Origin of the sequence: Micromonospora sp. RV43 (assembly GCF_001029515.1) — a bacterium.
Lineage (GTDB): Bacteria > Actinomycetota > Actinomycetes > Mycobacteriales > Micromonosporaceae > Micromonospora > Micromonospora aurantiaca.
Map to the genome: position 1 here is coordinate 1 of NZ_LEKG01000189.1, position 24342 is coordinate 24342.

At 73.5% G+C, this 24342-nt stretch carries 22 protein-coding genes and 1 pseudogene; 6 read left to right on the forward strand and 17 right to left on the reverse strand.

Annotated features, from left to right (window positions below):
* The 6 genes from ABD52_RS31555 to ABD52_RS31580 form a co-directional block, all read right to left on the reverse strand.
* The coding region (locus ABD52_RS31555) for an ABC transporter ATP-binding protein (RefSeq protein WP_235437616.1) at nt 1-3412 on the reverse strand (3412 nt) is incomplete at its 3' end.
* 90 nt (nt 3413-3502) lie between these two features.
* Nucleotides 3503-4096, reverse strand: coding sequence for a TetR/AcrR family transcriptional regulator (locus ABD52_RS31560; RefSeq protein ID WP_013284631.1), 594 nt, complete (start codon nt 4094-4096; stop codon nt 3503-3505).
* Nucleotides 4097-4106: 10 nt separating this feature from the next.
* Entirely contained in the window at nt 4107-6257 is a 2151-nt protein-coding gene (locus ABD52_RS31565; RefSeq protein WP_047894146.1) for a YhgE/Pip family protein, read from the reverse strand.
* Nucleotides 6254-6952, reverse strand: coding sequence for an ATP-binding cassette domain-containing protein (locus ABD52_RS31570; RefSeq protein WP_047894147.1), 699 nt, complete (start codon nt 6950-6952; stop codon nt 6254-6256). Before ABD52_RS31570 ends, ABD52_RS31565 begins: the two co-directional genes overlap by 4 nt.
* A 93-nt stretch (nt 6953-7045) precedes the next feature.
* Entirely contained in the window at nt 7046-7885 is an 840-nt protein-coding gene (locus ABD52_RS31575; protein ID WP_030269880.1) for a DUF4081 domain-containing GNAT family N-acetyltransferase, read from the reverse strand.
* 64 nt (nt 7886-7949) lie between these two features.
* Nucleotides 7950-9176, reverse strand: a complete 1227-nt coding sequence (locus tag ABD52_RS31580) for an MFS transporter (protein ID WP_047894148.1) — start codon at nt 9174-9176, stop codon at nt 7950-7952.
* A gap of 121 nt (nt 9177-9297) precedes the next feature.
* Between ABD52_RS31580 and ABD52_RS41140 the strand changes: the two genes are divergently transcribed.
* Together ABD52_RS41140 and ABD52_RS41145 are read left to right on the forward strand one after the other, a co-directional pair.
* The coding region (locus ABD52_RS41140) for a PadR family transcriptional regulator (protein WP_235437617.1) at nt 9298-9544 on the forward strand (247 nt) is incomplete at its 3' end.
* Nucleotide 9545: 1 nt separating this feature from the next.
* Nucleotides 9546-9888 (forward strand): annotated as a pseudogene (locus ABD52_RS41145) (PadR family transcriptional regulator); the annotation flags it as partial.
* Between the two features lie 48 nt (nt 9889-9936).
* On the opposite strand, the gene ABD52_RS31590 reads toward ABD52_RS41145, so the two are convergent.
* Nucleotides 9937-10755: a class I SAM-dependent methyltransferase gene (locus ABD52_RS31590; protein WP_047894150.1), complete on the reverse strand. Its 819-nt coding sequence runs from the start codon at nt 10753-10755 to the stop codon at nt 9937-9939.
* A gap of 129 nt (nt 10756-10884) precedes the next feature.
* Between ABD52_RS31590 and ABD52_RS31595 the strand changes: the two genes are divergently transcribed.
* On the forward strand, nt 10885-11559 hold the full coding sequence (locus ABD52_RS31595; RefSeq protein WP_013474404.1) for a helix-turn-helix domain-containing protein: 675 nt from the start codon (nt 10885-10887) through the stop codon (nt 11557-11559).
* A 58-nt stretch (nt 11560-11617) separates the two neighbouring features.
* Here the strand turns inward: ABD52_RS31595 and ispG are convergent, their stop codons facing one another.
* The 5 genes from ispG to ABD52_RS31620 all read right to left on the reverse strand — a co-directional run bounded on the left by ispG (nt 11618) and on the right by ABD52_RS31620 (nt 16316).
* Nucleotides 11618-12793 carry a flavodoxin-dependent (E)-4-hydroxy-3-methylbut-2-enyl-diphosphate synthase gene (gene ispG / locus ABD52_RS31600; protein WP_047894151.1) on the reverse strand — a complete coding sequence of 392 codons (1176 nt, stop codon included), beginning with the start codon at nt 12791-12793 and terminating at the stop codon, nt 11618-11620.
* A gap of 9 nt (nt 12794-12802) precedes the next feature.
* Nucleotides 12803-14050 carry an RIP metalloprotease gene (locus tag ABD52_RS31605; RefSeq protein ID WP_047894152.1) on the reverse strand — a complete coding sequence of 416 codons (1248 nt, stop codon included), beginning with the start codon at nt 14048-14050 and terminating at the stop codon, nt 12803-12805.
* Nucleotides 14047-15261, reverse strand: coding sequence for a 1-deoxy-D-xylulose-5-phosphate reductoisomerase (gene dxr, locus ABD52_RS31610; RefSeq protein ID WP_047894153.1), 1215 nt, complete (start codon nt 15259-15261; stop codon nt 14047-14049). The genes ABD52_RS31605 and dxr overlap by 4 nt, the downstream gene beginning before the upstream one ends.
* 129 nt (nt 15262-15390) lie before the next feature.
* Nucleotides 15391-15582 carry a hypothetical protein gene (locus ABD52_RS31615; protein ID WP_047894154.1) on the reverse strand — a complete coding sequence of 64 codons (192 nt, stop codon included), beginning with the start codon at nt 15580-15582 and terminating at the stop codon, nt 15391-15393.
* Between the two features lie 188 nt (nt 15583-15770).
* Complete coding sequence (locus ABD52_RS31620) at nt 15771-16316, reverse strand: GNAT family N-acetyltransferase (RefSeq protein ID WP_047894155.1); 546 nt, start codon at nt 16314-16316, stop codon at nt 15771-15773.
* A gap of 51 nt (nt 16317-16367) precedes the next feature.
* Between ABD52_RS31620 and ABD52_RS31625 the strand changes: the two genes are divergently transcribed.
* Complete coding sequence (locus tag ABD52_RS31625; RefSeq protein ID WP_047894156.1) at nt 16368-17075, forward strand: ribonuclease BN; 708 nt, start codon at nt 16368-16370, stop codon at nt 17073-17075.
* 10 nt (nt 17076-17085) lie between these two features.
* On the opposite strand, the gene ABD52_RS31630 is transcribed toward ABD52_RS31625, so the two are convergent.
* Both ABD52_RS31630 and ABD52_RS31635 read right to left on the reverse strand, forming a co-directional pair.
* Nucleotides 17086-18255 carry an alkaline phosphatase PhoX gene (locus ABD52_RS31630; RefSeq protein WP_047894157.1) on the reverse strand — a complete coding sequence of 390 codons (1170 nt, stop codon included), beginning with the start codon at nt 18253-18255 and terminating at the stop codon, nt 17086-17088.
* A gap of 105 nt (nt 18256-18360) precedes the next feature.
* The gene (locus ABD52_RS31635) at nt 18361-18780 is read right to left on the reverse strand and encodes a hypothetical protein (protein ID WP_047894158.1); all 420 of its coding nucleotides are present in this window, start codon (nt 18778-18780) and stop codon (nt 18361-18363) included.
* Nucleotides 18781-18904: 124 nt separating this feature from the next.
* On the opposite strand from ABD52_RS31635, the gene ABD52_RS31640 reads away from it, so the two are divergent.
* A complete protein-coding gene (locus tag ABD52_RS31640) occupies nt 18905-20500 on the forward strand; it encodes an NAD(P)/FAD-dependent oxidoreductase (protein WP_047894161.1) in 1596 nt (531 codons plus the stop codon).
* Between the two features lie 68 nt (nt 20501-20568).
* On the opposite strand, the gene ABD52_RS31645 is transcribed toward ABD52_RS31640, so the two are convergent.
* Together ABD52_RS31645 and ABD52_RS31650 are read right to left on the reverse strand one after the other, a co-directional pair.
* Nucleotides 20569-21207, reverse strand: a complete 639-nt coding sequence (locus ABD52_RS31645) for a TMEM175 family protein (protein ID WP_047894162.1) — start codon at nt 21205-21207, stop codon at nt 20569-20571.
* A gap of 109 nt (nt 21208-21316) precedes the next feature.
* Nucleotides 21317-22897, reverse strand: coding sequence for a Rieske 2Fe-2S domain-containing protein (locus tag ABD52_RS31650; protein WP_047894159.1), 1581 nt, complete (start codon nt 22895-22897; stop codon nt 21317-21319).
* 248 nt (nt 22898-23145) lie between these two features.
* Between ABD52_RS31650 and ABD52_RS31655 the strand changes: the two genes are divergently transcribed.
* Nucleotides 23146-23370: a hypothetical protein gene (locus ABD52_RS31655; protein ID WP_013284612.1), complete on the forward strand. Its 225-nt coding sequence runs from the start codon at nt 23146-23148 to the stop codon at nt 23368-23370.
* 80 nt (nt 23371-23450) lie between these two features.
* Here the strand turns inward: ABD52_RS31655 and ABD52_RS31660 are convergent.
* On the reverse strand, nt 23451-24342 hold an 892-nt coding region (locus tag ABD52_RS31660), incomplete at its 5' end, for a hypothetical protein (protein WP_047894163.1).

A 24342-nucleotide genomic window follows, 5' to 3' on the forward strand; every position in this document is an offset into this window, starting at 1 on the left:
ACCAGCTCCAGGCCCAGCTCGACCAGCTCCGTGCCCGCCAGGAGTAGCGGAAGCCCCGGGAGGGGTCAGGCTCGACCTGACCCCTCCCGGGCTTCCTTGGGCTGCTCAGGCCCGTGGCCGACGACACGTCGTCGGCCACCAGCAGCTCGGTACGCGGCGCGAGCGCCCGGGCCAGCGCCAGCCGCTGGAGCTGACCACCGGACAACCGGGTTCCCTTGTGCCCGATCAGCAGCCCGAGCCCGCCCCCGGCCGCGGCCAGGTCGTGTTCGAGCTGGGCGGTCGAGACCGCTCCGGCGGCGTCCACCTGGTGGCCGAGCGCGATGTTGTCGGCCACCGTGCCGGAGAGCACCCGGGGTAGCTGGCCCACGTACCCGACCTGGTTGGGGCGCAGGAACATCTCCGGCTCGGTGACCGGGTCACCGTTCCAGCGCAGCTCGCCGACGTGGTGCACGATCCCGGCGAGCGCGCGCAGCAGCGACGACTTGCCGGACCCGACCGGGCCGACGACCAGCACCAGTTGCCCGCGCTCGACCACCAGGTCGACGTCGCGGACGGCGAGCGTGCCGTCGGAGTGCAGCGCGCCGAAGCCGGACAGCTCCAGGCGGCGCAGCGGATGCCGGGGCGGCGGCTCGGGCGCGGGCGCGGTGCCCGCGACCAGATCGAGGCCGGGCACCGGCGCCGCGTACACGGCCTCGCCGGTCATCGCCACCGTCCGCTTGGTCCACACCCGCGCCGACGGGTACTGCGACACCAGCGACGCGGTGGTCCACGCGAACCAGCGGGCCGCGCCCAGGGTGGACACGGCCACCAGCGTGGCACCCGCCGACAGCTCACCGGCCAGGTAGAGCGCCCACGCGCCGATCGGCAGCAGGCCGCTGGCGACCGACGGGGTGGACCGGGCCCACACCTGCATGGCGATCTCGCGTCGCTGCCGCTCGCTGCGTACCTCGTCCAGCCGGGCGAGGTGGCGCAGCACCGGGCGGGTGGCGCCGGCCAGCTTCACCGTACGGGCGGCGGACAGCGCGGACACCAGCGCGGTGGCGAACGCGGCGCGCGCCTTCACCGTGCCTGCGGCCGTGCGTTCCAGCCGCGGCCCGAACAGCGTCGCCGCCAGCCCGGACACCACCATCGTGCCGACGAAGAACATCGCCGGTACGAGACTGCCCGTCACCAGCGTCATGGCGACCACGATGACCAGCGAGATGAACTGGTCCATCAGGTTGTCGGCCAGGTGCACCACCCGGTCGGTGTCGCCGCCCTGGGCCACCACCTCGGCCGGGGTGTGCCCGCTGACCCGGCGCGCGCCGGTCTGCCCGTGCACCAGCCGGGCGCTGATCCGCAGCATCTGCCGGATCCACCACTGCGGGAACCACAGGTTCGTCAGGTACGGCAGCGGCAGCACCACCAGCAGCGCGGCCACGATGCCCAGCGCCGGCAGCCACGGGTCGCCGCCGCCGACCAGGTCGGCCCAGAGCCAGGGCAGCACCGCGCCGTCCAGACCGAGCACCGTCATCACGACGAACAGGCCGACCGAGAGCAGGCCGTACCGCGGATCGTTGGTGCCCAGCCGGAAGATCTCCCGCATGGTCCGCGCGGGCGGCGAGGGCGGCGCCGGTGGCGGGTCGGTGCGCGGCACGGCGGCCGGCCGCGTCGAGGGCGGGGCCGGTGTGGCGGGCGCGTCGTCCCAGGCGGGCGCGTCGAGCAGGTCCACACCGCCGCGCCGGGCGCCCACCCCGGCGTACGCCCCGGCGTGGCTGGTGGCGAGCAGCTCGGCGAAGCGGGCCGACTCGCGCAGCGGGCCGGCCTCCAGCACCGCGCCGTCGGCCATCACGACCACCTCGTCGCAGCGGCGCACCGAGGAGAGCCGGTGCGCGATGACGATGCCGATCCGGTCGGTGAGCAGCCGTTCGGTGGCCTCTCGTACGCGGTTCTCGGTGACCGGGTCGAGCCGCGCGGTGGCCTCGTCGAGGATCACCACGTGCGGGTCGCGGACCAGGATGCGGGCGAACGCGACGAGTTGTTCCTGCCCGGCGGAGAGCACGTAGCCGCCGTCGCCGAGCCGGGTGTGCACGCCGTCGGGCAGTTCGGCGATCCAGCCGGCCAGGCCCAGTTCGGCCAGCGCCCGCTCGGCCGCGTCCAGCAGCTCCGGATCGAACAGCGCCACGTTCTCGGCGAGCGTGCCGGCCAGGATCTCGGTGCGCTGCGGCACCACGGCGATCCACCGGCGCAGTTCCTCCACGTCCAGGTCGACCAGGTCGGTGCCGCCGAGGAACACCGTGCCGCGCGGTACCTCCACCGCCCGGGTGAGCACCTTGGCCAGCGTCGACTTGCCCGAGCCGGTCCGCCCGACGAGCGCGTACGAGCGCCCGCGGACGAAGTCGAGGTGGACGTCGCGCAGCGCCGGACCGCGGTCGTCCCCGCCGGACGGGTAGCGGTAGGTGAGCCCGCGCACGGTCAGGTCGCCGTCGACCGGGGCGTCGCCGCCGTCCGGCTCCTGCGGCGATCCGGCGAGCAGTTGCACCCGGCCCCAGGCGCCGAACGCCTGTTGCAGGTGCGGCACCCAGCGGGCGATCTGCTCGACGGTCGCGCCGAACGCGACGGCCAGCAGCCAGATCGCGGTGAGCCGCGCGGCGTCCACCCGGCCGGTGGACAGCGCCCACGCGCCGCCCAGCACCACGCCCGCGACGCCGAGCCCGACCGCACCGGCGGCGACCGCGGTGACCCGCGCGGAGAGCCGGAACACCCGGCCGCACCGGGCGATCACCTCGGCCGCGCGGCGGGCGTAGAGACGCAGCACGTACGGCCGGGCGAGGCTGGTGCGCACGTCGTCCTGCCCGTGCACCGCCTCCTCCATCACTGCGGCGAGGTCGGACCACGCCTCCTCCTCGGCCATCCGGGCCGGGGCGATCCGGGCGGTCGGGCGGCGCAGCGTCACCGCGAGCAGGGAGGTGAGCACGATCATGCCGACACCGGCGGGCCACCAGACGATCAGCGCGCTCACCGTCGCGAGGACACAGACCGCGAGGCCCTGCGCCAGCCGTACGCCGGTGTTCCGCATCTCGGCGGCGACCTGGTAGACGTCGTTGTCGATCCGGTCGAGCAGCTCGCCGACCGGCGTGGTCTCCAGGGTGGGCAGGTCCTGGCCGAGCGCGACCCGGCAGAGCCGCCGCCGCACGTCGGCCGACCAGTCGGCGGTGAGCCGGGCCATGATCAGGCCGATCAGCAGGTCGGTGACGACAGCGGCGACGAGCGCCACCGCGAGCGCGACGAACCACCCGGACGAGCGGTGCACCAGCACCGGCCCGGCCAGCGCGGAGGCGGCCGCCTGGCCGGCGGCGCCGAGCACGATCAGCAGCAGGACCGCCGTCATCCGCCGGGGCGCCGTGGCCCAGAGATCTCGGAGCAGGCGCATGGAAGGTCCTCCGGACTCGGATCGGTGGGGGCGGTGCCCTCACCCTCACCCTTCCGGCGGCCCGGAATCAACCGAATTACCGACCGCTGGTCAGGTCCGGGCGACCCGCCGGACGATGCCGAGCAGCGACTCCTGCACCTCGTCGATCGGCCGCTCCGGCGAGAAGACCAGCCAGTCCACTGCTACCACCAGCCCGACGCCGAACAGCGCCGAACTGGCGGTACGCACGTCCAGGTCGGCGGGCAGGTCGCCGCTGTCCACGCCGGCCTTCACCGTGTCGGCGATCACCGCGACGGCCTCGCCGCGCAGCAGCCGCAGCGTCTGCTGCCACTCCCTGTTGGTCCGCCACATCTCCGAGAGCAGGAGCTGGGCGAAGGCGCGGTAGCGGCGGATGTACTCCAGCTGGGCGCGGACCAGCGCGCCGAGCGCCTCCAGCGGCGGCAGCCCGTCGACGGCGGCCCGGAACTCGGCGGTGAGCAGGCCGATGCCGTGCCGCAGCAGCTCCTCGAACAGGACGGTCTTGGACTCGAAGTTGTAGTAGACGGTCCCCTTGGCCACACCGGCGCGGGCCGCGATGTCGTCCACAGTGGTGGCCGAGAAGCCCTGCTCGGCGATGAGGTCCACCGCCGCCACGAAGAGCCGCTGGCGGGTGTCCTCGCGCCGGCGCGTCCGTCCGTCCGTCACCGGCTCATCCTCACATGGTCAGTTCGGGGTGCAGCTTGGCCGGGGTCAGGCGGCGGGACCGGCGGGTCGCGCCGACGGTGAGCGCCATGGCGCCCAGCCCGAACGCGAGCAGCACCAGCGCGGCGGTGACCACCGGGGCGGTCGTACCGCCGTTGACGGTGTGCCGCAGGCCGTCCACCACGTACGTCATCGGCAGCCAGGGGTGGATCGCCTGGAAGAAGCCGGGCGAGGTCTGCACCGGGTAGGTGCCGCCGGACGAGGTGAGCTGGAGCATCAGCAGCGCCAGCGCGGCCAGCCGCCCGGCCGGGCCGAGCGCCACGCCGAGCAGTTGCATGATCGCGGTGAACGCCAGCGAGGTGAGGGCGAGCAGACCGAACGTGGCCGGTCCGTGCCGCGGGTCGAGCCCGAGCCCGAGCGTCACCACCGTGTAGAGCACAGTGACCTGGGCCAGGCCGATGCCCGCGGCCGGGAGCCACCCGGCGAGCACGACCCGCCAGCCGGGCGCGCCTGACATCACGTGCCGCCGGTTGACCGGCCGCAACAGCATGTACGTGATCATCGCGCCGACCCAGAGCGCCAGCGACAGGAAGTACGGGGCGAAGCCCACGCCGTACGAGCCGGCCGGGTTCTGCGAGTCGCGGATCAGGCCGACCGGGTCGCCGAGCACGCCGGCGCGGGTGGCCGCGTCGTCGTACCCGGGTAGTTTCCGCTCCCCGGCGGCGAGCCCGTCGGCGAGGTCGCCGGCGCCGCCCTCCAGCCGGGTCAGCCCGTCGACCAGGCGGTTGCTGCCGCTGCCGAGCTGGGCCAGGCCGCCGTCGAGCTGGCGGGCGCCGGTGGCGAGCCGGTAGAGGCCGCCGCGCAACTGGTCGGCGCCGGTCGACGCGTCGCCCAGCCCGTCGCGGAGCTTGGCGCTGCCCTGCGCCAGCGTGGTGAGCCCACCGGCCAGCTCGTTGACCTTCGCGCGGGCGGAGGCGACGTCGTCGGCGAGGTGCGGCGCGGCGGCGGCCACCTCGCGGGCGGTCTTCGCCACGTCGGTCATCTGCTTGCGCAACGTGGCCATGTCGGTCTTGTCCAGCGCGGCCACCACTGAGCGGGCCTGCGTGGCGGCCCGGTCGGCGGCCTTGCGGGCGGCGGCGAAGTCCGGGTCGTCGGCCAGTTCGGGGTGTTCCTTCGCGACCGCGTCGAGCCGGTCGCTGACCTCCTCGGCGGTCGCGACCACCTCGGCGGCCTTGCCGGGTAGCGCGTCCAGCCCGGCGGCGAGCTGCTGCGCGCCGTCGGCGACGAGCGTGGCCGCCTTCTCGATCTTGTCGGCGTTGCGGCGCAGCACCGGCTCGTACCTGTCGGCGGCGGCGTTCACGGTCGCGGCCGCGGCCTTGGTCTCGGTGGCGGCGCGCCCGGCGCCGTCGGCGAGCTGGGCGGCGCCGGTCCGCAGCTGGTCGAGGCCGTTGGCGAGCTTGTCCGCGCCCTGGACCGACTGGTTGAGTCCACCGGCGAGCTGACCGGCGCCGTCCTCGGCGTCACCGAGCCCGTCGGCGATCTTTCCCGCGCCCTGCTGGGAGCTGCCGAGCCCGTCGGCGATCTTCCCGGCGCCGTCGGCGGCGCGGCCGGTCTCGGCCTTGGCGTCGGTGAAGCCGATCAGCATCTTGTCGAAGTACGTGGCAGCGGTGCTCTGCGCGGCGGCCGCCCGGATCTCGCTGAACGCCGACCGGGCGAGCAGCCCGGAGAGGTAGTTGGTGGCGTCGTCGTTGACGACCTTCAGCTCGCCCTGCCGGGCCGGGCGGTCCGGTTCCGGGCCGGCGGCGAGCGTGGCGGAGAAGTCCTCCGGGATGGAGAAGACCAGGTGGTAGCGCCCGTCGCGCAGCCCCTTGGTGGCGTCGGCCTGGTCGGTCACGGTCCAGCCGAACACCTTGCGGTCGAGCAGCTTCTCGGTGAGGTCGCGGCCGGCGTGCACCTCGCTGCCGTCACCGGCGGTGGCCGGGCGGTCGGCGTTGACAAGCGCGACCGGGATCCGGTCCATCTTCCCGTAGGGATCCCAGAACGCGTACAGGTAGAGGGCGCCGTAGAGCAGCGGGACGATGGTGAGCACTGCCAGGGCGGCGCGCGGCAGCCGGCCCCGGGTCATCCGGCGCAGCTCGAACAGGGCCAGTCGCAGGACGCTCATGCGGACACCTCGGTGGGCACGGTCAGGGCGGGGACGGGCAGGGCCGGGTCGCCGATGCGGTGCACGGTGGCGGCCACCCCGGGTTCGACGGCGCGGGCGCTGGCGACCACCGCGTACCCCTGGTCGGCGAGGCGTTCCAGCGCGCCCCACATCCACTCCCGCTCGGGGCGGTCGGCGCCGGCGTCCACGTCGTCGGCGACGATCAGGCTGGGGCCGCCGAGGCTGGCGAGCACGAGCCCGAGCACCTGCCGTTCGACCGGGGTGAGGTCGCGGCCGTACCGGTCGGGGTCCAGGGGCGCGTCGGTGAGTCCGGCGCCGGCGATGGCTGCGGCGTAGGCGTCGCGGCGGTAGGCCCGGCGGGCCCGGACCGCGGCCACCGGGACCAGCCGGCGCCGGCGGCGTGGCACCGGCCCGAGCAGCAGCAGGCGTTCGGTGATGTGCTCGGCGACGGTGAGCGTCGGGTCGGGCTCGTGCACGCCCGCCACCTGGCCGAGCGCGGCCGGGCCGCGGCGGCGCAGCTCGCCGTGGTTGTGCGGGAAGCGCCCGGCCAGCGCGAGCAGCAGCGAGGTGCGCCCGCTGCCGGGCGGGCCGGTGACGGCGTGCAGCTCACCGCTCGCGGCGGTGAGGTCGACGTCCCGGTAGACCCAGCCCCGGCGGGTGCGCAGACCCAGGCCGACGGCCTCGACGATGTTCATCAGGACCCCGAATTCCGAACTGACTAGTCAGTATAAAAACATGACCAGCATAGCGCCGGGTGTCCGGTTCGGGACGTCTGGCGGGAGTGATCCTCAGAACAGCACTGTGGCGAGCGTGCCGACCGGGCGGAAGCCGCAGCGCTCGTAGACCCGGCGGGCGGGCAGGTTGAAGTCGTTGACGTACAGGCTCACTGTGGGCGCGACCCGTTCCAGCGCGTCGCGGACCACTGCCGCCATCGCGGCGGCGGCGATGCCCCGGCCGCGCCACTCGGGCGCCACCCAGACGCCCTGCACCTGCGCGGTCCGGCGGGTCACCACTGCCAGCTCCGCCTTGAAGACCACCCGCCCGTCGACGAAACGGGCGTAGGCGCGGCCGGCGCGCACCAGCTCGGTCACCCGCCGCCGGTAGCCGCGCCCGCCGTCCTCGGCCAGCGGCGACACCCCGACCTCCTCGGTGTACATCGCCACCGCCGCCGGGAACAGCAGGTCGACCTCGCTGCCGCGCACCCGCCGCACGTGCGGGTCGGGCGCCACGGCGGGCAGCGCGTCCGTCGCCAGCAGCGGCTGGTTCGGGCGTACGTCCCGAGCCGGCCCCCAGTGCGCGGAGAGGCGGTCCCAGAGCCCGAGCACCGCGTCGGCGCGGCCGACGATCGAGGAACAGAGCCGCTCCTCGGCGCTCAACTGGTCGGCGAACGCGGTCACCGCCGACTCGGACGCGAGCACCGGGGTCAGGTTGCCGCCCAGCCAGCAGATCGACTCCAGGTGCCGGCGGGAGCCGTACCCGAGGATCCGCGCCTCGGCCCGCCACCAGGCCAGCCCGCGTGCCGCCACCCGCTCGGCGACCTGCGCGCCGGCGTACGGGTCGAGGTCGAGCAGCCGCTCGACCGCGCGGCGCTCCGACTCCCCCAGTTGGCGTACCGGCATGGTGAGCACGGCTACCAGCCTGCCAGATCCACCCCGGCGTGCGCGGGCCGACCGGGCACCTGCCGCACGGCGCTCAGCCGGCCGGCACCGGCACCGGTTCGGGTGCGGGCGGCCGGGTCCGGGCGGCCCATCGCACCACAGGCGGCACCATTGCGCCGAGCAGCAGGAACACCACGCCGAGCACCAGCCAGCCGGGCACGCCCCAGCCGATCGCGAGCGTGGTCACGACCACCGGGGCGACCATCGAGCCGAGTTGCATGCCCATCCCGTACGCGCCCTGGTACTGCCCGTGCGCGTGCGCCGGGGCCAGGCCGAAGGAGATGCCCCAGCCGGCCGCCGCGTGCCACAGCTCCCCCACGACGTGCACCAGCGCACCGGCCAGCAGCAGGGGCACCGCGACCGCGACCGGCACGCCGCCACCTGCGGCGAACAGCGCGCAGGCGACAGCGAGCAGGACACCGGCCCGACGGGCGGCCCGGCCCGCGCCGGTCAGGTCCTCGGTGCCCCGCGAGGCGCGGACCTGGAACAGGATCACCACCACGGTGTTGACGAGCAGGCAGACGGAGATCAGCCAGTTCGGCGCTGTGGTGTGCCCGGCGATCCACAGCGGCAGCGCGATGTTGATCAGCGAGAAGTGCATGGACATGAGCCCGTCCAGGACGGTGAAGGCGAGGAACGGGCGGTCCCGCAGCGCGATCAGCCGCGGCCCGTGCGCCGGGGCGGGCATCGGCGGCACCGGCGGGAGCCGCAGCAGCACCGCCGCCGCCAGCACGTACGTGGCGGCGTCGAGCAGGATCAGCGTGACGTACGCGCCGCGGGTGTCGGCGGCGAGCGCGAACCCGGCCAGCACCGTGCCCACCGAGATCCCGACGTTGGTGACAGCGCGCAGGTAGGCGCGGGTACGGACCCGCTGGTCGGGTGGGACGGCGCCGGCGATCAGCGCACCGCGGGCGCCCCGGGTGCCCGCGTCGGCGACCGCCATCAGCACGCCGACGACCAGGAAGCCGGTGAACGAGCGCACGGAGACCAGCGCGGCCGTGCACCCGGCCGAGCCGAGCAACGCGGCCATCTGGAGCCCGCGCGGGCCGAGGCGGTCGGCGAGGTAGCCCATCGGCGTGCTCGCCACCAGGCTGACCAGCGCGGTGAGCGTGAGCGCCACACCGACCTGGGTCACCGAGAGCCCGACCGACCGGGTGAGGAACAGCGCGCTGGCGGTGAGCCAGGTGCCCCGCCCGACGGTGTTGACGAGCGTGGAGAGGGCGAGGGTCCGGGACGGGCCCGGTTCGGGAAGCAGGCGCACACCGGCACCCTAACAGTACGTACGTACGGTTTGCAGCCCGGTTTACGTGACGTCTTGTCGGCGATGCATTGCCGATATATCGTTGATGCATCAGTGATACGACGACAGAAGGAGAGCCCTGATGGGTTTCCATCGACGCATGCACGCCATGCACGACGAGATGCGCCGCCGTGGCGGTTTCGGCTTCCCGCCCGTACCCCCGGGTCCGCCGCCCTTCTCCCCCGGACCCCACGGCCACGGGCGGGGCCGGGGCGGGCGCGGACGCGGCCGGCGGCCGAACGTGCGCGGGGCCGTGCTGGCCCTGCTCACCGAACGGCCGATGCACGGCTACGAGATGATCCAGGAGATCGACTCCCGCACCGGCGGGGNGGCCTGGCGGCCCAGCCCCGGCTCGATCTACCCGACGCTGCAACTGCTGGAGGACGAGGGGCTCATCGCGACGGCCCCCGACTCCGAGGGCGGGCGCAAGCGGTTCGCGCTGACCGAGGCGGGCCAGGCCGAGGCGGCCGGCGCGGCGCAGGCCCCGCCCTGGGCGGAGTTCGCCGAGCAGACCGTCAACAGCTGGCACGACATCCGCGACGCCGGGGCGCAGGCCATGCAGGCGCTGCGGCAGGTCATGACCACCGGCACCGACGACCAGCGCGCCCGTGCCGCCCAGGTGCTCGACGAGACCCGGCGCAAGCTCTACGCCATCCTCGCCGAGTCCGAGTGAGCACCGCCGCCGGAACGGCACGCCGGCCGGACGACGACCGGCGTGCCGTCAGGCGCGGCGCGCGGTGACGAGCAGGTACTCCCAGCGCATCACGCCACCGTCCAGGTGCCGGGCGGCCAGGTCGGTCAGAGCCCGGTCGAGCCCGGCCGTACGCTCCGGATCGCCGGCGTTCGCCCGGTAGACCGCCACAGTGGGCCCGTAACGGGTCGCGAAGAACTCCCGGAACTCCCCCGGCGTGGCGAACCGGTCCACCACCACGGCGTCACGCGCCGACGTGAACGCGTCGACCCGGTCGCCGAACAACTCCCGGACATGGTCCTCGTCGCCCCAGAGCGGGGGCGGCTGCGCGCCCGGCGGCGGTGGCGGCACGTACGGCCGCATGGCCGCGAACAACTGGCCCACGAAGCCCTCCGGAGTCCAGTTGACCAGCCCGATCGTCCCGCCCGGCCGGCACACCCGCAGCACCTCGTCGGCTGCGGCCCGGTGCCGGGGCGCGAACATCACGCCCACACACGACAGCACCGCGTCGAACGCGGCGTCCGCGTACGGCAGCGCCTCCGCGTCCGCCTCCTCCCAGGTCAGCGTCAAGCCCTCCCGCTCGGCCTCCGCCCGCCCGATCGCCAGCAACTCCGGGGTGAGGTCGCCGGCCACCACCTCCGCACCGACCCGGGCCGCGGGCAGAGCCGCGTTGCCGGTCCCGGCCGCCACGTCCAGCACCCGCATGCCCGGCGCCACCCCGGCGGCCCGGACCAGCGTCGCCCCCAGCTCCGGGATCACCTGCGCGGCCACGGCCGCATAGTCCCCCATCGCCCACATCGCGCGGTGCCGGGCCTTCACCGCGGCGTCCTGTTCCCGTTCCTCGATCATCGGTCGCTCCTCACCTGTCGTCCCTGCACAGGACGCTAGGCAGCGGACGACCCGGCCCCCAGTACGAGATCTGTACCGCTCCCGACAGGGCGCTGGCCGGGGTGGCGGGCCGGGCGTAGCGTGCCCGCCATGGGGGCCTCCTACCACCAGTTCTGCCCCGTGGCGAAGGCCATGGAACTGCTCGACGAGCGGTGGACCCTGCTCGTGGTCCGGGAGCTGGTCAGCGGCTCGGAACGATTCAACGAGCTGCGCCGGGGCCTGCCCCGGATGTCACCCACGCTGCTGTCCCGCCGGCTGCACCAGCTCGTCCGCGCCGGGGTGGTGGAGCGGCGGGTCGACGGCGCCGACGTGCGCTACGTCCCGACCGCCGCCGGACGCGAGCTGCGGCCCGTGGTGGAGGCGCTCGGCGCCTGGGGCGTGCGCTGGATCGGCGAGCTGGGCGACGCCGACCTGGACCCGAAGCTGCTGCTGTGGGACATGCACCGCCACGTCGACCATGACGCTGTTCCGCCGGGGCGTACCGTCGTGCGGTTCCGCTTCCGGGACGTGCCCACGACGCAGCGCGACTGGTGGATGGTGATCGCCGCGGGCGAGGCCGACGTCTGCGACAGCGACCCCGGGCACGACGTGACGGTGACCGTCACGGCGGACCTGCGCGCCCTGGTCCAGGTCTGGATGGGCGACCTGGAGTGGGCCGCGGCGCTGCGCGGCGGCGCGGTGGAGGTGGCCGGACCGGAGGCGTTGCGGCGCGCCGCGCCCGGCTGGTTCACCCTCTCCCCCTTCGCCGCCGTGCCCCGGCCCTGAGACGGCGCGTGCGGCCGCCCCCTGCCGGGGACGGCCGCACGACGACGCGAAAAGCAGATCAGTGCACTGTGACAGTGGCGCCGCCCGGCACCAGGTCACGCAGTTCCTCGGGAATCTCGGCGCCCATCTCGTCGGCGATCCGCAGCGCCTCCTCGATCAGCGTCTCCACGATCTGCGCCTCGGGCACGGTCTTGACGACCTTGCCCTTGACGAAGATCTGGCCCTTGCCGTTGCCCGAGGCCACACCCAGGTCGGCCTCGCGGGCCTCGCCCGGACCGTTCACCACGCAGCCCATGACCGCGACACGCAGCGGCACCGGCAGGCCCTCCAGCCCGGCGGTGACCTCCTCGGCCAGCTTGTAGACGTCGACCTGCGCCCGCCCGCAGGACGGGCAGGAGACGATCTCCAGGCCGCGCTCGCGCAGGCCCAGCGACTCCAGGATCGCGTTGCCGACCTTGATCTCCTCGACCGGCGGGGCGGACAGCGAGACCCGGATGGTGTCGCCGATCCCCTCGGCCAGCAGCGCGCCGAACGCCACCGCCGACTTGATCGTGCCCTGGAACGCCGGGCCGGCCTCGGTGACACCGAGGTGCAGCGGGTAGTCGCACTTCTCGGCCAGCAGCCGGTACGCGCGGATCATCACCACCGGATCGTTGTGCTTCACCGAGATCTTGATGTCCCGGAAGCCGTGCTCCTCGAACAGCGAGCACTCCCACAGCGCCGACTCCACCAGGGCCTCGGCGGTGGCCTTGCCGTACTTGGCCAGCAGGCGCTTGTCCAGCGAGCCGGCGTTGACGCCGATCCGGATCGGCACGCCCGCGTCGCCGGCGGCCCGCGCGATCTCCTTGACCTTGTCGTCGAACTGCCGGATGTTGCCCGGGTTCACCCGGACCGCGGCGCAGCCGGCGTCGATCGCCGCGAAGACGTACTTCGGCTGGAAGTGGATGTCGGCGATCACCGGGATCTGCGACTTCCTGGCGATCGCGGGCAGCGCCTCCACGTCGTCCTGCGACGGCACGGCGACCCGGACGATCTGGCAGCCGGACGCGGTCAGCTCGGCGATCTGCTGGAGCGTGGCGTTGACGTCGGCGGTGAGGGTGGTGGTCATGGACTGCACCGAGACCGGCGCGCCACCACCGACCGGCACCGAACCGACCATGATCTGGCGGCTGGCCCGGCGCGGGGCCAGCGGCGGCGGCGGTACGGGGGGCATACCGAGACTGACAGCGGTCACTTCAGGCACTCACCTTGAGAAGAGCGTGATGGGGTTGATGACATCAGCGGTGACTGTGAGCAGCGTGAACGCGCCGCCGATCAGGATCACCGCGTACGTGAACGGCATGAGTTTGAGGTAGTCGACGCGGCCCGGATCGGCGCGGCCGATGCGTGCGTAGAGCCAGGACCGCGCCCGTTCGAACCAGGCGATGGCGATGTGGCCGCCGTCCAGCGGGAGCAGCGGCAGCAGGTTGAACACGCCGATGAAGAAGTTCAGCGACACGAACAGCATGAAGAACACCAGCCAGGCGTTGTTCTCCACGGCCTCGCCGCCGAGCCGGCTGGCGCCGACCACGCTGATCGGGGTGTCCACGTCGCGCTCGCCGCCGGTGATCGCGTTCCACAACGCGGGCACCTTCTGCGGGATGCGCTGCATGGCGTGCGCGGTCTGCACGGCCATGGTGCCGGTGAAGTCGGCGGTGGCGCCGAACGCGGCGACCGGGCCGTACTCGACCCGGGTCGGGGTGCTGGGCGAGAGCGCCACGCCGAGCGCGGAGACCGCCGAGGCGGCGCCCTTCGGGTCGCCCAGCGGCGGACGCTGCACCGAGGCCAGGTCGACCCGCGCCTCGGCCGGCTTGCCGTCACGGACGTAGGCGACGGTGGCCGTGCCGGGCGGGGTGGCCCGGACCACGTCGAGCATGTCGCCCCAGGTGGAGACCGGCTCGCCGTTCACCGCGGTGATCCGGTCGCCGTCCTTGAGCTGGGCCTTCTCGGCCGGGCTGGCCGGGTCGCCGGACTCGCAGGCGCGGGCCGCGTTCTCCACCACCACGCACGGCGCGATGGCGATCACCGCCGGCTCGGCCCGGAAGCCGGCCTCGGTGCTGGGGAACTTCGGGTTCGGCAGCCCCACCGACACCGCGATGATCCAGAGCGCGATCAGGGCCAGGGCGAAGTGGGTGATCGAGCCCGCGGACATCACGATCGTCCGCTTCCACACCGGGTAGCGCCACATGGCGCGCTTCTCGTCCCCCGGCTCGACGTCGTCGTCCTGCGGTGTCATGCCGACGATCTTGCAGAAGCCGCCGAGCGGGATGCCCTTGATGCCGTACTCGGTCTCGCCCCGCTTGAACGACCAGAGCGTCGGGCCGAAGCCGACGAAGTAGCGGGTGACCTTCATCCCGAACGCCTTGGCGGTGAGCATGTGCCCCGCCTCGTGCAGGCTCACCGAGATGAGGATCGCCAGGGCGAACAGCACCACCCCGAGCAGATAGCTCATCGAGCTCCTTCCACCGACCCGACGATGATCTCCTGGGCGTGCGCCCGTGCCCACGACTCGGCGGCGAGCACGTCCTCGACGGTACCTGGTTCGTCGAAATCGGGAGCGTCCTCCAGCACCCGCTGGAGGGTGTCGACGATGCCGAGGAACGGCAGCCGGCCCGCGACGAACGCGGCCACGCACTCCTCGTTCGCCGCGTTGTAGATCGCCGGGCGGCAGCGCCCGGCCTCCCCCGCCGCCTTGGCCAGCGCGACAGCCGGGAACGCCGCGTCGTCGAGCGGGAAGAACTCCCACGTGTGGGCGGTGGTCCAGTCGACAGCCGCGGCGGCGCCGGGTACGCGGTCCGGCCAGCCGATACCCAGCGCGATGGGCAGTCGCATGTCCGGCGGGCTGGCCTGGGCGAGCGTGGACCCGTCGGTGAACTCGACCATCGAGTGGATCACCGACTGCGGGTGGACCATCACCTCGATGTCGGCGTACGGCACGTCGAACAGCTCGTGCGCCTCGATCACCTCCAGCGCCTTGTTGACCATCGTGGCGGAGTTGATCGTGACGACCGGGCCCATGTTCCAGGTCGGGTGCGCCAGCGCCTGCTCCGGCGTCACGGCGGTCAGCTCGTCGCGCCGCCGCCCCCGGAACGGGCCGCCGCTGGCGGTGACCACCAGCCGCCGCACCTCGCCCCGGGCGCCGCCGCGCAGGCACTGCGCCAGCGCCGAGTGTTCGGAATCGACCGGGACGATCTGCCCCGGTCGCGAGACGGCGGCCTTGACCAGCGGGCCGCCGGCCACCAGGGACTCCTTGTTGGCAAGCGCGAGGGTACGACCGGCGTGCAGCGCGGCCAGCGTCGGCGGCAGGCCCAGCGAGCCGACCACGCCGTTGAGCACCACGTCGCACGGCCACTGCGCCAGCTCGGTCATCGCGTCCGGCCCGGCCACGATCTTGGGCAGCTTGAAGTCGCCGGTGGCCCAGCCACGCCGGCTCGCCTCGGCGTAGAACGCGAGCTGAAGATCCTGCGCGGCGGACGCGCGGGCCACGCCGACCGCCTCCACGCCCAGCTCCAGCGCCTGCGCGGCGAGCAACTCCACGTTGCCGCCACCCGCGCCGAGGGCCACCACCCGGAAGCGGTCCGGGTTGCGCTTGACGATGTCGATGGCCTGGGTGCCGATCGAGCCGGTCGAGCCGAGCAGCACGAGATCTCGGGGAGTGGTCACCGGACCATTGTTCCCCAGCGCCTCACCCCGGTTCGTCCCGGAGTGCCCGGCGGCATGATCGACTCCACTTCGCCGAGGTGGCGGCATCAGGGTTGCCGCGATGCCGCCACTTCGGCGAGCCGGTGTCGATCACGCCTGCGGCGCCTCCTCGTCGAGCAGGTCGGCCGGGTCGACGCGGAACTCGACCTTCGGGCCGTTGGTCTCCGGCAGGAGATCGAGAGCGAGCTGCGCGGTCCAGGGCTCGTCGTACCAGCGGAGCACGTCGAACGACGGCTCGGCGGGCTGCGGTGCCGGCTCGGGCGCGAATGCGGCCTGGACCATCGGGCTCACCCCCTCAGCGGGTAGTCGTGCTACCCCTCACCTAGCGGCGCTGCCCCGATCCGCCCTGCTCGCACACGTTGTCCGTCCCCACCGCCACTCCCGTTGATCATGAGGTTGGCGGCGTCGGCGGTCCGATTTGTCGCCGCCAACCTCATGATCGCCGGGGCGGGGGCAGCTCCGCCGAACGGTCAGGCGGGGCGCTCCAGGACGAAGGTCTCCAGTTCGACGCCGCCGTACCAGTCGGTGCGCACACCCGCGTGCGTCATGCCGAGGCGCCGGGCCACCGCCATCGACGGGTCGTTCCCGGCCATCACCACCGCGTACACCCTCGGGGTTCCGGCGGCGAACTCGCGCTCCAGCACCGCGCGGGCCGCCTCGGTGGCGTAGCCACGGCCCTGGGCGTCGGGGTGCAGGTGCCAGCCGACCTCGATGTCGTCGGTCAGGGTGACGCCGTCGCGTCCCGGCAGCGGTTTGAGCAGGATGCTCCCCGCCACCGGCCCACCGTCGCGCGGCTCGATCGCCCACAGGCCCCACCGGCCGCCGTACGGCGTCCAGCGTTCGTGCCACATCCGGACCCGCTCGCGCGCCTCGGACGGGTCGGTCATCCGCCCCTTGCCGCCGCCCAGCCAGCGCATCACCTCGTCCCGGGAGTAGATGTCGTAGATCCGGGCCAGGTCGTCCGGCGACTCGGTCCAGTCCCGGAGCACCAGCCGGTCAGTCGTGGCGATCGTCATGCCGCCGGATCGTAATGCGTGGCGCGGGGGCGTACGGGGAACGAGAGGGCGATGGGCGACGGGTGGGAACGGACCAAGCGGATCACAGCGGCGGCGTTCCGGCCGGTCCGCGGCCGGGACCTGTCGCTGCACGCCGCCGCGATCACCTTCTACGGCGCGATCGCCGTGGTGCCGGTCGCGTTGCTGGCGATCTGGCTGACCGGGCTGCTCGCCGGGGCGGACCGGGTGCGGCGGCTGACCGGGTACGCGATCGACACGCTGCCCACCGAGATCGGCGCCCACCGGGCGGCGGCCGCGCTCGTCGAGGCCGGTCTGGGGCTGACCCCGCTGCTGGCGCCGGCCCCGGCGCTGCTGCTGTCGATCCTGCTCGGGCTGCCGCTGACCACCCGGCTGGTACGCCAGGGCGGCTGGGTCGGCGCGCTCGGCGTGGTGCTGTCGTTCCTGGCGGTGTGGCTGGTGCTCACACCGGTGCTGATCTGGGTGTTCCGGGTGGTCGGCCCGGCTTCCCCGGACTGGCTCGCCACAGTGGCCCTGGGCTCGTTCACCGCGGCGAACCTGTCCGGCTTCCTGCACGGCTTCGTGCTGTTCTGCTCGCTGCCGCTGGACCTGGGCGTGCCGTTCGGCGGCTTCGACGAGATCGGCGGCGGCGTGGCGGTGCTGCTCTGGCTGTACCTGTTCCACGTGATCGTGTTGTCCGGCTACTCCGCGACGCTCGCGGCGAGCCGGTGGCGGGCCGCCCGGGTGGCGGCCCGCGCCTGACGGCTGCGGGTCAGCGTCGGAACGGGCCGCGCACCTCGTACGTGATGCCGCCGGTCCCGGCCCGGGCGCCGCTGGTGCCGCGCTGCGAGGAGAAGTAGAGGCGGCTGCCGTCCGGCGAGAACGCCGGCCCGGTCAGCTCCGACCCGGACTGCCCGAGCAGCCGCAGGAACGGGGTCACCACACCGGCCGGCGTGATCACGTTGATCTCCATGTTGCCGCCGTCCTCGGCCACGTAGAGGTCGCCTCCCGCGGTGCCGGTGATGTTGTCGACGCCGGTCAGCGGCGCGGCCCCGGCCGGCACCAGCGAGTCGTCGTACGCGAGGTCGAGCCGCTGGTTCACCGCGTCGTACGCCCACACCCGGTTGTCGCCCTTGGTGGTGAACCAGCAGGTGTCGTCGGCGTACCAGCAGCCCTCGCCGCCGTCGAACGTCTGCGCCGCGCCCACCTGGTAGCGGGTGGGCACCGGGAACCCGTCGCGGTCCGGCAGGTCCCGCCAGGTCACCGGCCCGGTCACCTGGCCGTCCGGGGCGCAGAGCACCTGCACCCGGCCGGTGCGCAGGTCGCCCCAGGTGTCCGGGACGAACCGGTAGAAGCAGCCGTCCCCCTCGTCCTCGGTCAGGTAGACCACCCGCCGCACCGGGTCGCAGGCCGCCGCCTCGTGCTTGAAGCGGCCCATCCGGGTCCGCTCCTCGCCGGACCGGCCGCCCTCCGGCCAGGTCTCGAAGACCCGGCCCAGCGGCACCTCCTCGCAGGACAGCCACGTCCCCCACGGAGTCGGGCCACCGGCGCAGTTGACGTTCGTGCCGCCGAGGATCCGGTACGCGGCGGCGATCGCGCCGTCGGCGGCGAACCGCACCGCCGAGGCGCCGCCGACGAGCGGCACCTCCGAGTTGGAGACGTAGATCCAGCCGTCGCCGGCCGGGAAGCAGGCGCCGCCGTCGGGCGCCGGGTGCCAGGTGTACGAGGTGCCGGCGACGCGCTGCCCGGAACGCGCGATCACCCGGCCGGTGAAGCCGGCCGGCAACTGGAGGCCGTTGGCGTCGGCGGCCAGGAGGTCGCCGTACGGGCCGGGGCCGGGCTGGGCGGGCTGGGCCGGGGCGGCAGCGGCGGCCCAGAGACCACCGGCGAGAGCGGCGGCGCCACCGGCGGCTGTGGCACGCAGGACGGTACGACGATCCATCGGGGATTACCTCCCGGAGGCGGTGGGTGTCCCGTCGACGGTAGGACGGAAATGCATCGACAACTGCCACTATAGGGTGAACGCCCGGTGACTGCCGTCCGGCCGTCAGAGGCCCTCGACGTACCGCTTCGCGTCGGCGAGCGACATGTGCGTGTGCTCCCGTACCACCTTGATCGCCTGGATCTTCTTGCCCCGGTACAACAGCCGCGCGGCCTCGGCCCGCACCGCCTCGTCGACGCCCTTTCCGGGCGCCGGAGGGCCGGGCGGCCAGGATCCGCCGGCCGCCAGCGCGTCCACCGCCCGCTTCGCGTCCAGCAGCGACAGCCCGGTCTGCTCGCGCAGCACCTTGACCGCCTCGACCGTACGCCCCGCGCGGGCCAGCCGGAGCACCTCGGCCTGCCCGTCGCCGGCCGGGCGATCAGGGGCGACCAGGTCCCGGGGACGGTCGCGCCGCAGCACGAGCAGGAGCAGGAGCACCACCACGACGAGCGCCACCGCGAGCGCGATCTGAACAGCCGGGGACATGCCCGGAACGGTAGCGCCCCGCCGCGAACCCTCCCGTCCGGGACGGCCCGCCGCTACGCTCCGCGGCATGAGCGAACGCACCGAGCGAAGCGAGGGCCGTGAGCGCATGCCCGGCCGGCACTCCATGAGCGACGCGAGTGAGCTGCCGTCCCGCGCCGACGTCGTGGTGGTCGGCGCCGGACACAACGGCCTGGTCTCGGCGATCCTGCTGGCCCGCGCCGGCCTGGACGTGCTGGTGCTGGAGGCGTCAGCGGTGATCGGCGGGGCGACCCGCACCGAGAACCCGTTCCCGAAGGTGCCGGGACTGCGTCACTCCACCGGGTCGTACCTGCTCGGGCTGATGCCGCCGGAGCTGCTGGCCACGCTCGACGTGACCATCCCGGTGCTGCGCCGCGACCCGCACTACTTCCTGCCCACGCCGGGCGGGCTCGGCTCGCCGTACCTGCTGGCCGGCAGCGACGTGGCGGCGAGCCGGCGGCAGCTCGCGGAGATGTTCTCCCCCGCCGACGTCGCCGCCGACGACGCGCTGCACGCCGAGCTGGCCCAGCTGCGGGAGGACCTCGCCCCGGCGTGGCTGGCCGAGCCGCTGCCGGTCGAGGAGACCGCCGAACGCTACGTGCGGCCCGCGCTGCGGCAGGTCTTCGTCGACCTGGTGCGCGGCTCGGTGGCCGACCACCTGGCCCGCTTCGACTTCCGCTCCGAACTGCTGGTCAGCATGTACGCGGTCACCGACGGCCTGTCCGGGCTCAACGCCGGCCCGGACGATCCCGGAACGGGTCACAACTTCCTGGTGCACAACATGTGCCGGCTGCCGGGCGCGGACGGCACCTGGATGATCACCCGGGGCGGCATGGGCACGGTGTCCCGCACGTTCGCCGAAGCCGCCGAGCGCGCCGGGGCGCGGATCGTGGCCGACACGCCGGTCACAGCGATCCGGCTGGCCGGAGGCGCCGCCGTCGGGGTGACGCTCGCCGACGGGCGGGAGGTGGACGCCTCCGTGGTGCTCGGCGCCTGTGACCCGTACCGGCTGATGGAGCTGCTGCCCGACGGCGCGCTCCCGGCCGAGCTGGGCGCGCGGATGGCGGCGGTCCGCCGACCCGGCACCACGCTCAAGCTCAACCTGGCGCTGACCGGGCTGCCGCGCTTCTCCTGCCTGCCGGACGACGCGCCGAGCCCGTTCGGGTCGACCATCCACCTGCTGCCCGGCTCGGCCTCACTCGTCGGCGACGGCGGCGAGTCGCCGATGGCGGCGCTGCGCGGCATGTGGGCAGACGTGCGGGCCGGGCGGCTGCCGGAGGAGCCGACGATCGAGTGGTACCTGCACACCACAGTCGACCCGTCGCTGTCCGACGACGCGGGGCACCACTCGTCGGCCCTGTTCGTGCAGTCGGTCCCCTACGAGCTGGCCGGCACCACCTGGGAGGCGGCGCTGCCCGGCTACGTGGAGCGGCTGATCGCGATCTGCGAGCGGTACGCCCCGGGCGCCGGTGACCTGGTCGCGGACGCGGTGCCGCTGCCGCCGCCCGGCATCGAGGCGCACTTCGGCATCACCGGCGGGCACATCCACCACGTCGACAACACGGTGTCGTTCACCGACCGGATGCCGTACGCCACGGGGGTGGACGGCGTGTACGCGGGCAGCGCGGGCTGCCATCCGGCGGGCAGCGTGATCGGCGCGGCCGGGCACAACGCGGCCCGCCGCATCCTCGCCGAGATGTAAGGAAGGGCCCCTTATTAACGCCTCCGGTAGAGGAAGGGCCCCTTCTTAACAACCGCCTCAACAACCGCTCACGGCGTCTCGGGCGCCTCCTGGCCGGCGGGCGGGAGGTCGCCCGGCCCGCGCACCAGGTAGACGCCGACCAGCAGCAGGTACGCCAGCAGGCTCAGCACCGGGTCGACGAACACGATCGCGAACGCCACCAGGTAGAGCAGCGGACCGAGGCGGAACCGGCGGGCCACCGCCCGCGCCAGCCTCGGGTCCAGGCCCGGTTGCAGCAGCCCGCGGCGGCGCGCCCACCACCAGCTCAGGTTGAAGAACAGCGCCTCACCGAGCACCACGCCCGCGTACAGCGCGGCGGTCAGCCGCTGGTCGCCGACGGTGCCGCGCAGGTTGTCCGCGAGCAGGTCCGCGGTGAACGGGATCGCCGCCACGAACATCAGCAGCAGCAGGTTCAGCACCAGCAGCATCTGGTCGACCCGGCGGACGTAACGCCACATGTTGTGGTGGGTCAGCCAGACCTGGCCGACGATGGCGAACGTGATCACGTACGCCAGGTAGGCGCGCCACTCGTGCAGCAGGGCGGCCGGCAGCCCGTCGTCCTGCGGCGTGTCCGGGTCGAACGACAGCAGCTCGACGGCCATCAGGGTGAGCACGATGGCGATCACCGCGTCGCTGAACGGCTCCACCCGGGAGGCGTCGCGCGCCATCTCGTTGCCGCGCCCGAACCGGTACGCCGGTTCCCTGTCCGCACCCGTCACGCCGCCCCCCTCACGACAGATGGTCGCGTACCGGGGACGGCGGACGGGGCGGAACTCGTCAGATGGCCGCTTCCCCGGCCGGCGCCGGGGTCTCCGCGTCGGCGCGGTGCGCGCGGATCTTGTGCCCGACGCTGGTCAGGCAGCGCCCGCTGGCCAGGTCGAACTTCCAGCCGTGCAGCTGGCAGGTGAGCTGGTCGCCGTCGACGATGCCGAACCGGCTCAAGTCCGCCTTCAGGTGCGGGCAGCGCCGCTGCACCACCCAGCCGTCGAGCGTGATGTCCTCGGCGTCGACCGCCCGCTCGTGCTCGTCGTACCAGCCCTCGGCGTACTGGAGGCGCTCCTCGGACAGGCACTTGAAGAAGGCGTAGACGAACTCGTTGTACTGGCCGATGCGGGCCGCGGAGAAACGGCAGGACAGGAAGAGGGAGTTGACCCAGTCCACCTCGCCGATGTGCAGCAGGTGCTCGATCAGCGCCCGCTCGGTACGGAACCGGTAGCGGACCTTCTCGTCCGCGTACGGCCGGACCTCCTTGCCGGGGAAGTCCACCACGATGGATTCGACGCTCTCGCCGTCGTAGCCGACGAGGTCGAAGCGGACCGGCCCGCCGACGCCCTTGGCCAGGTAGATCGACGCATCGAGCAGCGGCTCGACCCGGCGCTTCATCTCGCCGAGCACGTCGACCTCGGGGTGCCGCCAGGACGCCTTCTCGGCCTCGATGACGCCGCGCTTGCGCTCCCGCATCTCCTCCAGGTGGGCGACCTTGTTCGCGAAGAACTCCTCCACCGGCACCGGGTGGGTGGTGGTCGCGCCCTCGGTGGTGATCTCCGAGACGCTGCCCGGCAGCAACACGATGCCGTTGGTGCCGCCGACCTTGGCGTACTCGGCGAGGAACACCGACTGGTCGGGGAAGATGTTGCCCTCGTCGCCGAAGATGTCGTTGAACTGCCACAGCTCGTCGTCGAGGAAGCACGGCGGGCCGGCGATCGGGAAGACGTGGTCGGCCTTCAGGTCGTCGATGTAGCGCCAGGTGCGGTCGAACTGCCGGTCCCGCTTCTGCTTGCCGAACGCGGTCTTCGCCGCCTGCGGCAGCTCGTAGACCATCGGGTACCAGATCGCGCCGGAGAACTGGAGCATGTGCGCGTGCACGTGGCCCAGCTCGGCGAACACGCTGAGGTCGGTCGGGCGGGCGTCGTTCTGGTTGAGCAGCCGGACGCCGTCGTACTCGACCCAGAGCGAGGAGTCGCCGATCGGGCCGTCGGTCGGGCTGGTCAGCGCCTGGATCATGATCTTCAGGCCGCCGGGCAGCTCCACGACCTGCTCGTTCGGGGCCTTGAGGAACTTGGTGAAGCCCAGCTCCCGGAACTCGTCCTCCATCTCCGAGGTGGGGAACTCGGGCAGCAGGACGGTGGCGTCCTTCGACACGAAGTCACGCAGGTGCTTCGCGTCGAAGTGGTCCCGGTGCAGGTGCGACACGTACAGGTAGTCGACCTGGCCGAGGGTCGCCCAGTCGAGCAGGGAGTTGTCCGGGAAGGGGAACCACGAGGCGAAGTAGGCGGGGTTGACCCACGGGTCGCACAGGATGCTGCCCGCGGCCGTGTCGATCCGCATGCTGGCATGCCCCGTACCGGTCACTCGCACCGCAGTCCTCCTCAAAAAGGCATCAAGGTGTACGTCAAGACGCTACCGGAGGCAGTGTGCTCGCCGTCCCGCGACGCCGGTAGTGGCCAACCGCCCCCACCGGTACGGGACCAACGACCCGGGCCGTGCCGCCCGCCCGCTGTCGCCCGCCCGGGTCATCCCCGGCACAGGAGGTCGGACCCTGCGCCGGGCCCGGTTCGGGCCGTGCCAGACTGATCGGAGATCCGATCGCGAGGGAAGGACCGACAGTGGCAGGAGACGAGCCGGTAACCGCGCCAGATCAGCACAAGCCCGGACACCGCAAGTCCGGACGGATCGGTGCGGTGCTGTCGGCGGTGGCTTTGGTACTGATGGCGCTCTGCGGGATCGAGGAGGGCCGGGTGGAGCACATCTGGCTGTTCGGGATCGCCGGACTGCTGATCGCCATCGTCATCGGCGACGCCGTGCTGCGCCGCAACGGCCTGCGGTCCTGACGCGCGGCGCCCACGGTAGTGCGCGAAGGGCCCCGCCCCCTCACCGGGGGGCGGGCCCTTCGTCGTCTCGGGAGCCGGGGTCAGCGGCCGAGCAGGATGTCCTGCACGTCCTTGAGCGCGGCGTCGACCTCGGCCTCGAAGTAGCCACCGGGCACCAGCCCGAAGCGCAGCGTGTCGAGTTCCTTGGGGTTCACCGGCATCGGGTTGCGCCCCTGCATACCGCCGAGCAGCGTCTCGAAGAACCGGTCGACCTGGTCCGGGTCGTACCCGCTGCCGAACCGCCGGGCCTGGAAGCTGCGCCGGATCTGGTCGACCCGGTGCAGGTCGCTGCCGGGCGGGCCGGCCATCGGCGGCCCCACCATCGGCGGACCGGCGACCGGCGGGCTCACGAGCGGCGGGCCGGTCATCGAGGGGCCCGGGCCGTAGCCCTGGTCCGGCGGCCCGTAACCCGGGTCCGGCGGGCCGTAGCCGGGCTCCGGTGCGCCGTAACCCTGCTGCGGCAGCGCCGGCGGACCGCCGGGGCCACGACCGCGCAGCTCACGCTCGGGCATGCGGATCTCGGCGGTCATGTCGGCACGGGCACGCCGGCCGGCCTCGAACCCGTCGAAGCGCTCCTCCTGGCCGTACCCACCGGGGCCGTTGTCCGGGGGACCGTAGCCGCCCGGGCCGTTGTCCGGCGGACCGTACCCACCGGGACCGCTGTCCGGCGGGCCGTAGCCGCCGGGGCCGTTGTCCGGCGGGCCGTAGCCACCAGGGCCGGGCGGAAGGCCGCGCGACGGCGGGCCGCCGTGCCCCATCGGCGCGCCCGGGCCCATCGGGCCGGGGCCACCCGGGCCGCGGGGGCCGTCGTAGCCACCGCGCGGGCCGTCGTAGCCACCGGCGAACGCGCCGGTCGGCTCGTCGTAGCGGTTGCCGTAGCGGTCGGCGGGCGGGCCGGGCTGGGCGGGCATCTGCCGGGGCGGCATCGGCGGC